This is a genomic window from uncultured Fretibacterium sp. (genome assembly GCF_963544685.1).
GTDB lineage: Bacteria > Synergistota > Synergistia > Synergistales > Aminobacteriaceae > CAJPSE01.
The window spans coordinates 1-7,874 of record NZ_CAUUGJ010000107.1; the positions used below are offsets into that span (position 1 = coordinate 1).

A 7,874-nucleotide genomic window follows, 5' to 3' on the forward strand; every position below is an offset into this window, starting at 1 on the left:
GGCTCTACGGCCAGCAAGGCTGTGGTGATGAATGACGGCAAGGACGAGATTCTGGCCCGCAAGCTCATGCCCAGCGGGTGGAACGGCCGGGAGACCGCGGAGACGCTTCTTGCCTGGCTGCTCTCCCTGGGCTGTGCGAGGGAGGAGCTTCGCATCACGGCCACCGGCTATGGGCGCGTCTCCGTCCCCTATGCCGACGACACGCTGACGGAGATCACCTGCCACGGCAAGGGGGCCTGTTTCCTCGGCGGCGAGGACCTCACCGTCATCGATATCGGAGGCCAGGACACCAAGGTGATCCTCGTCCGGGGCGGCCGCGTCGCGGACTTCATCATGAACGACAAGTGCTCCGCCGGGACGGGCAAGTTTCTGGAGATCATGGCCAACCGGATGGGGGTTACCCTGCCGGAGCTGTTCGAGCTGGCGGAGCGCGGACGGGAGATCACGATCTCCTCGATGTGCACGGTCTTCGCCGAGTCCGAGATCGTCAGCCTGATGGGTCTGGGCACGCCGAGGGAGGACATCGCCTGCGGCGCCGTCCGCTCCGTCGTCTCCAAGGTCGCGGTGCAGGCGGCGCGCAAGGTCGCGGCCGACGCCTACTTCCTCACCGGGGGGTTCTGCGACAGCGCCATGGTGCTGAACAAGCTGTCCAAGGCCCTGCACGCTCCGGTGCGCACGCACCCGGACGCCCGGTTTGCGGGCGCCATCGGAGCCGCCCTGCTGGGCAAATGAACCTGTTCGAGGAGCTGGAGGAGCAGCGCCGCGAGGCCTACGTTCGCGCCGTGCTGCGGGCCTCCGGGACGGACGACGTCGTGGGCGTCATCGGAGGCCGCGTTCCGCTGGAGCTTCTGCACGCGCTGGACCTCATGGTCCTCCCCGTGTACGGCGTGGATGGGGAGATTCTGAAGTATTCCCGTGAAGAGGGCCTGTGTCCCGTCGTCGACGCCACCCTGACCTACGCCAGGACGGACCGGTGCCCGCTGATCCACAGCTCCCGCCTGATCGTCGTGGACGACGGCTGCCCGATCATGGCCCGCGAGGTGTGCGGCCTGGCGGTCCTTTATCAGGACGCTGACGAGCGAGGGCGCATCGAGCGCATGGCCGCGGAGAGCGGAGTCCAGGTTCTGCGGTTCTTCGACGGTGCGGCCGGCGACCCGGACCGCATGAAGTTCTGCTGACGGGCGGGAGAGGACGGGGAGGATGAAGGGAGGCTTTGCCATGAATAGAATGGCAGCGACGGGCATGTTTCTGGCCCTTGTGCTTTTGGGGACTTTGCAAGGCGGAAGCAGTTTCGCGGCCGATGTCGTAAAGGACGGCGCGTCGGGGGATAAGATGCCGCAGGCCGTGGCGGCGGAAAAAGCGGAAAAGGAAACGGTAAGTGCCTGTCCCGTGAACAGGCGGGATCCCGAGGCCGAGGTCAAGGTCCCTGCCGTCCCCAAAAACAAGGTGTTCGTTACGCCGCAGTGGGTCAAAAGCGTTATGGACGGAAAACAACCGGAGTCGAAGCATTACGTCATGCTCGAAGTATCCTGGGGAGATGAGGCGGCGAGCCCGGATTACCTGAGGGAACACCCTGTGGGCGCCATTCACATGAACACGGACTGGATCGAGGAAGGGCCCGTATGGAACATCAGGACGCCGCAGGAGATCGAGGATGTCTTGACGCGGCTGGGGATCACGAAGGACAGCACCGTTATCCTCTATTCTCTCGATGCCGCCGCCCCACGGGTTGCGTGGGTCTGCCTGTGGGCAGGGGTGGAGAACGTCAAAATAATGGACGGAGGCTTAAGGGCGTGGAAGAACAGCGGATACCGCACCGAGAGCAAGTCCAATAGGGCGACGGCGGTCCGGAGCTTTGGGGCCAAGGTTCCCGTGCATCCGGAATACAATTTGACCCTGGAACAAGCGGCCCGCAAACTTGCGGAGGACCCGAACTTCAGGCTCGTGAGCATAAGGAGCAGGGAGGAGTTCGAGGGAAAAACCAGCGGATACAAGTACATCAACAAAGCGGGAGAGCCCAAGGGAGCCGTGTGGGGAAAACTGGGGAAAGACGCCTACTCCATAGACGACTACGTGCATGAGGACGGGACCTTCATCACGTTGGCCGAGGCCAAGAAAATGTGGGAGGGGCACGGTTTTACGTTGGATAACAAGCTGTCGTTCTACTGCGGGACGGGTTGGGGCGCGGCCATCCCCTGGTTGATCCTGTATGAAAATGGGATCGGGTCGTCCGTGTACGACGGAGGGTGGAACGAGTGGCAGATGCATCCTGAACTTCCGGTCCAGGTGGGAGATCCTCTCTCGGGCAAGGTGGAGTACACCACCGTAGAGGAACTTCCGAACGACAAAGCGGTACAGTAAGAGGACCATGAGGGAACAGGGGGAGGCTGCGCCAGGAAGAGGTATTTCCCCGGCCGGACGTGAAGCTCCCTTTTCCCCCAAGCAGGAGGTTTTTCGTACCTCCTCTTGTCGTGTCGTGCGTGTGCCCCCTTTCTTCGGGGGCTGTTGGCGGCGCGTTCGCGCCGTTGGGATGATCGTATCTATTTTTCAGGGAGAGTGGTCAGTGATGAGAAAGTGGAACAGGTCTTTGTTTGCGGTATTGTTCGTGCTGTGCCTTGCGGTGTCGGCGCAGGCGTCCTTCTTCGGTCCGAGTATCGACGCCGTCGATCAGGCCTACGTGAAGGAGAAGGTTGGACAGCCGGGGTTCGTGTTGGTGGACGTCCGCACGGAGGATATCTATAACGGCAAGTCGCCGCGCGAGGGAATCCCCGGCGGGCACATCGCCGGGGCCGTCAACTTCCCCCTGGCGAACCTGAAGACGGAGGGGGCCGCGGAGGCCCTGGAGAAGGCCGGAATCGTCAAGGACGCCGAGATCATCGTCTACTGCAACAGCGGAAAGCAGAGCAGCCAGTTCGCCGAGGCGCTGGTGAATGATTTCGGTTTCGATGCCGCCAAGGTGAAGAACTACAAGGGGAGCATCATCGATTGGAGCAAGGATCCGGCCAACAAGCTGGAGCCGGAAGGCCACGAGTAGCCTGATTGCAGAAGCGGGGGATGGGGGCCACCCACCCCCTGCACTGTCTTTTGCAGGCGATCGCCGCAAGGAGGGGATGGGGTATGCCCGGTTTCTTGAAGAGTACGAGAAAGATGGCGTTTACGATGCTCGCGGTCTGTCTTGCCTTCGTCTCCCCGGCAGATGCGCGGGTGTATCGCGTCAACGGTTCGGCCGCCGCGGGCGGGGACGGAGGGAGCTGGTCGGCCCCGCTGGACGAGGCCGGCTTCGCCGCGGCGTTGAGCGGGGCTGCGTCGGGGGACGAGTTCTGGATTGCGAAGGGCGTCTACCGACCGGCAATCCCGGCATCGGCGGACGGCGTCACGTCCGAGGAACAGGGGAAGTCCTTCACGCTCGGGGACGGCGTGGCCCTCTACGGCGGATTCGCGGGGAGCGAGACGGCGCGGGAGCAGCGTGACCCCGACAAGTATTGCGTCGTGCTGACCGGGGACCTAGGGTTGGACGACGTCCGGGACGCGCGGGGCGTCACCCTCAGCGCGGACGTGATCCGGGGAACGAACAGCAAGAGCGTCCTGAAGGGCGCGAAGGTGAAGGGGGTCCGGCTGGACGGGATCGCGGTTTCGGGCGGGGATCAGGGGGTGGGAGCCGGATTGAGCCTCAACAGAAGCGATGTCGTGATCCAAAACTGTCTGTTTCAGGGGAATCGCGCCGTAACCTTTGGAGGGGGCATCAATGCCGTGGCCGCCTCTCTGGATGTCCGTTTCAGCCGTTTTCTGGGGAACCGGGGCGGCCCGAACAGCCACGGAGGAGCTGTCAACAGCATCCTGAGCAACCTCAGTCTCGTCGGTTGCCGTTTTGAGGGCAATGCGACCGGCGCGGATAAGCCGGGGAACAAGGCGGGCAACGGGGGTGCGGTCCAGTTCAGCGACAAGAAGGGGGGCGGAAGAACTCTGTTTGTCGAGGGATGCCGCTTCATCGACAACGCTGCGGGCGCTGGAGGCGGAGGGCTCTACGTTCAGAACGCCGGTACGGACGTGACGGTGCGCGGCTCCATCTTCAAGGGGAATCAAGCGGCCCACAACGGCGGCGCGGCGCGCTTCTCCACCTCGACCAACATCCTGGTCGAGAACTGCCGCTTCGCGGACAACTCCACGGTGATCGAGGGCGGCGCCATCTACAACTCGGACGTCGGCAGCGGGGACCGGGGTATGACGATCCGGTCCTGCACCTTCTCCGGGAACAGGACTCATGCTGACGCGCACATTACTAATGCCGACAAGGGGTCGGGAGGGGCGGTCTACAACGGCGTCTCCAGCCCGACCCTCGTCAACTGCACCTTCACGGGCAACGAGGCGAAGTATGGCGGGGCGCTCTTCAACCGCACGGGCAGCTACCCGCTCCTCCTCAACTGCACCTTCCTTGGAAACAAGGCCGTCCCTCAGCAGGGACAGGGCGGTGAGGGCAGCTCCGTCTACAACACTGGATGCTCAGAGGGCTTCTGCAAGCCGGGGGGTGGGCGCATCGTCGCCTTCAACAGCATTTTCTGGGACGACGGGGTGGCTGAGATCGTCAGTAACGGCGACTCCGGCCCGACGGCGGCGTGTTCGAGATCGGGGGGGAGCGCCTGGAGCGGATGACCCCGAAGGGGGCCCTCGACCGGGGGATCACGGCGGTGTATCAGGACCTGGGGCTGGTCGAGGGGTTTGACGCGGCGTCGAACATCTTTCTGGGCGTGGAGCCCTTGGCGTTCGGGCTTTTCGTGAACCGCCGCCGGATGCACCGGGAGGCCGCCGACTTGCTCGGGAGCCTGGGGGTCGTCCTTCCCTCCACGAGGGCGCGGGCCTCCTCCCTCTCCGGGGGGCAGCGTCAGTCCCTGGCCGTCGCCCGTGCTTTGGTCCGGAGTACGAATACGGGCGGCTTGGGGCTCATCGCGTTCGATGAGCCCACTGCGGCCCTGGGGGTGCGGGAGAGCGGGCATATCCTGGCGCTGATGGATGGGCTTCGCCGTAAAAATTTTGCCGTCCTCTGCATCTCGCACAACATCCCTCAGGTCCTGGAACTGGCGGACCGCATCTGCATCCTGCGGGGCGGCGCAGCGGTTTGGCTGGGACGCAGGGGGGAGACGTCCGTCGAGGAGGTCGTGGCCAGGATGTCGGGGGTGAACCCCCATGCCTAGGACGAGCCAACCCTTTTGGGTGGGGCTGGCCCTGTTGGGCTTTGCCGCCCTCTTCTCTTTCCTGTCGCCCCACTTCTGGAGCCTCGGGAACCTGCGCAGCATCGCGGAGCAGAGCAGCATCAACCTCATCGCCGCCGTCGGCATGACCTTCGTCGTGGCCTCCGCCGGGATAGACCTCTCCTCGGGGGCCGTCGTGGCCCTGTCCGGGGTCGTGATGGCCCTGTCCCTCAGGGAGAGGTGGGGGGTGGGCGTCACTATCGGGCTGGGGCTCGGGACGGGCGCTCTGATCGGACTCGCGAACGCTTTGCTTGTGGTTCGGGCGAGAATAACGCCCTTCATGGCGACCCTGACGACGATGAACCTCATCGCCGGCGCAACTCTTATTCTGACGCAGGGCATCCCCATCTATGGCTTCTCGGCCCGTTTTGCCTGGTTGGGCCGCGGGAGCGTCGCCGGTGTTCCCGTTTCAGCCGCTGCGGCGGCTGCATTCACCGTCATCGGTGCGCTTGCCCTGCGGACGCGGCTTGGGGTCTACGCCCTCGCCCTGGGGGGCAACGAGGAGGCGCTGAGGCGCAGCGGGGTCCCCGCGGATCTCTACAAGGGGGCCCTTTACGTGTTCTCCGGCATCTGCGCCTCGGCCGCGTCGGTCATCATGACCGCGAAGCTGAACAGCGCCGAGCCCCTGGCCGGAACGATGATGGAGATGAATGCGATCGCCACCGTGGTGTTGGGCGGAACGCGCCTTCAGGGTGGATTTGCCTCCATAACGGGGACCCTGCTGGCGGGACTGCTGCTGGGGGTCATTCGGAACGGCCTCGTGCTGATCGGAGTGTCGTCGTACTATCAGCAGTTCGTGACGGGAGCGATTCTCCTGACGGCGGTCCTCTTCTCCGAGGGGAAACGATAGCTCGGAGCGTTTCGTGGATCGCTTTTTCATAGCTTTTGGGTAGATTGTTTCAGAAGAGCTTTGTTCAAACTTTTTGAAGGAGGAATCGGTGTTATGGGAGCTTCACGTTTTGTCTCGATGGGTTGGGCGCTTCTGGCGGCGCTGTGTCTTGCGGTCGTCCCGGCGGCGGCCGGGGAGAATCCGATGGTGGGGGATTCGATACGGAAGGTCGAGTCGCAGCTGGGCGACCTCTCGTCGCTCCCCAGGGGGAAGAGGCTTGGGGTGCTGGTCATCACGCTCGCCAACCCGTACTGGACGGAGATGAGAAACCGATACGGGGAGTGGGGGGCGGAGATGGGGATCGACGTCGAAGTGCTGGCGGCCCCGACCGAGGGGGACCTCAAGTCTCAGTTGGATACCCTGGAAACGATGGTTGCCAAGGGCTACGACGCGATCGTCGTAACCCCGATGGACCCGTTCAACCTCATCCCGGGCGTCCTGAAGGCCAACGAGAAGGGGGTCCCCATCCTCTGCTCCGGCCCCGCGATCGACGCGCAGGCGCTGAAGGACTCGGGCGGGCGTTTGAACGGCTGGATCAGCGCCGCGTTTGCGGACCAGGGGCGGCTGGCCGCGGAGGATATGGTGAAGAGGCTGGGAGCCGAGGGAGGAGAGGTTGCCGTCATCGAGGGCATCCCCGGCGCCGGACAAAGCGAGGCGCGTAAGAAGGGGGCCCTGGGAGTCCTCGAGGCGAGTCCGAATGTCCGCGTCGTCTCGGTCCAGCCCGGACGGTGGGACCGCAACCTGGCCTTCGATATCGCAACCGACCTGATCCGGGCCCATCCCGATCTGAAGGGAATCTACTGCGCCAACGACGTGATGGCCCTGGCGGCGGCGGATGCGCTGGCTGCGGCCGGGAAACAGGACGGGGTCCTGATCTACGGAACGGACTTCATCCCGGAGGCACGCACCGCGATTCGTGAGGGAAAGCTGGCGGGGTCGACGACGTTCTCCCAGGCCGCCTGGACGCGGGGAGCGGTCGTCTTCGCCCTCAAGCTCGCCGAGGGCGCCGGGGACCTTCCCGAGCGTCTGGACATCCCCATCATGTTGGCGACGCCCGAGAACATCCGGGAGTTCGAGGGATGGAAATAAGAAGGATGGAGGTGAGCGGCAGCTCCGCCGCCCGAGCGGTCGGGAAGGTCGGTATCCTGCTTGCCGACTCGGCGAATCCGTTCTGGCGCAGCAAGGTCGAGGAGTACCTTCGGCAGGCCCCGGATTGGGGGTTCGAGATCGTGTTTCGGGAGGGGCGCGACCCCCGCGACCCCGAGCATCAGGCGGAGGCGCTGCGGGCCATGTACAGCGAGGGGTGCGACGCCCTGATTCTCAACCCCCTGACGTCGGACAACCTCGTGCCGGCGCTCGGGGATGCCCCGGTCCCGATCCTCGACGTCGGTCCCAAGTGCGACCCGGTCCTTGTGCGGGACATCGCTCGATATCATCCCATCCGGGTTGCCGATTTCGAGGAGCAGGGGGTCCTCGCCGCGGAGGCCGTCCTGTCGGGGCTGTCCTCCCCCGGAGAGGGCTGGGCGATTCTGATCGCCGGGTTCTGCGGAGCCCGGCAGTCCGACGGGCGCTGCCGGGGCGCACTGAGGACCCTTCGCCGGGTTTTTCCGGCGGAACGCATCCTGACCGTCCATGCGGATTTCGACCGGGGCTCTGCCCGGTCCGCCCTGCGCGTTCTCGCAGGGCGGCTCGATGTCCGCGCCGTGTTCTGCGCCAACGACCTCATGGCCCTGGGCGCT

9 protein-coding genes are annotated in these 7,874 nt (G+C 64.8%); all 9 read left to right on the forward strand.

Annotated features, from left to right (window positions below; translation table 11 throughout):
- Window positions 1–732, forward strand: a 732-nt coding sequence (locus ABLA28_RS09365; RefSeq protein WP_347713439.1) for an acyl-CoA dehydratase activase, incomplete at its 5' end; no start/stop codon positions are given.
- Window positions 729–1,178: a hypothetical protein gene (locus ABLA28_RS09370; RefSeq protein ID WP_347713440.1), complete on the forward strand. Its 450-nt coding sequence runs from the start codon at window positions 729–731 to the stop codon at window positions 1,176–1,178. The genes ABLA28_RS09365 and ABLA28_RS09370, both read left to right, overlap by 4 nt.
- Window positions 1,179–1,218: 40 nt before the next feature.
- A complete protein-coding gene (locus ABLA28_RS09375) occupies window positions 1,219–2,361 on the forward strand; it encodes a rhodanese-like domain-containing protein (protein ID WP_347713441.1) in 1,143 nt (380 codons plus the stop codon).
- 205 nt (window positions 2,362–2,566) lie between these two features.
- The gene (locus tag ABLA28_RS09380) at window positions 2,567–3,034 is read left to right on the forward strand and encodes a rhodanese-like domain-containing protein (protein ID WP_347713442.1); all 468 of its coding nucleotides are present in this window, start codon (window positions 2,567–2,569) and stop codon (window positions 3,032–3,034) included.
- 83 nt (window positions 3,035–3,117) lie between these two features.
- Window positions 3,118–4,650 carry a right-handed parallel beta-helix repeat-containing protein gene (locus ABLA28_RS09385; RefSeq protein ID WP_347713443.1) on the forward strand — a complete coding sequence of 511 codons (1,533 nt, stop codon included), beginning with the start codon at window positions 3,118–3,120 and terminating at the stop codon, window positions 4,648–4,650.
- Complete coding sequence (locus ABLA28_RS09390; RefSeq protein WP_347713444.1) at window positions 4,614–5,189, forward strand: ATP-binding cassette domain-containing protein; 576 nt, start codon at window positions 4,614–4,616, stop codon at window positions 5,187–5,189. Before ABLA28_RS09385 ends, ABLA28_RS09390 begins: the two co-directional genes overlap by 37 nt.
- Window positions 5,182–6,096, forward strand: coding sequence for an ABC transporter permease (locus ABLA28_RS09395; RefSeq protein WP_347713445.1), 915 nt, complete (start codon window positions 5,182–5,184; stop codon window positions 6,094–6,096). Before ABLA28_RS09390 ends, ABLA28_RS09395 begins: the two co-directional genes overlap by 8 nt.
- Before the next feature lie 93 nt (window positions 6,097–6,189).
- Window positions 6,190–7,224 carry a substrate-binding domain-containing protein gene (locus ABLA28_RS09400; RefSeq protein WP_299298074.1) on the forward strand — a complete coding sequence of 345 codons (1,035 nt, stop codon included), beginning with the start codon at window positions 6,190–6,192 and terminating at the stop codon, window positions 7,222–7,224.
- The coding region (locus ABLA28_RS09405; RefSeq protein WP_347713446.1) for a hypothetical protein at window positions 7,215–7,874 on the forward strand (660 nt) is incomplete at its 3' end. The genes ABLA28_RS09400 and ABLA28_RS09405, both read left to right, overlap by 10 nt.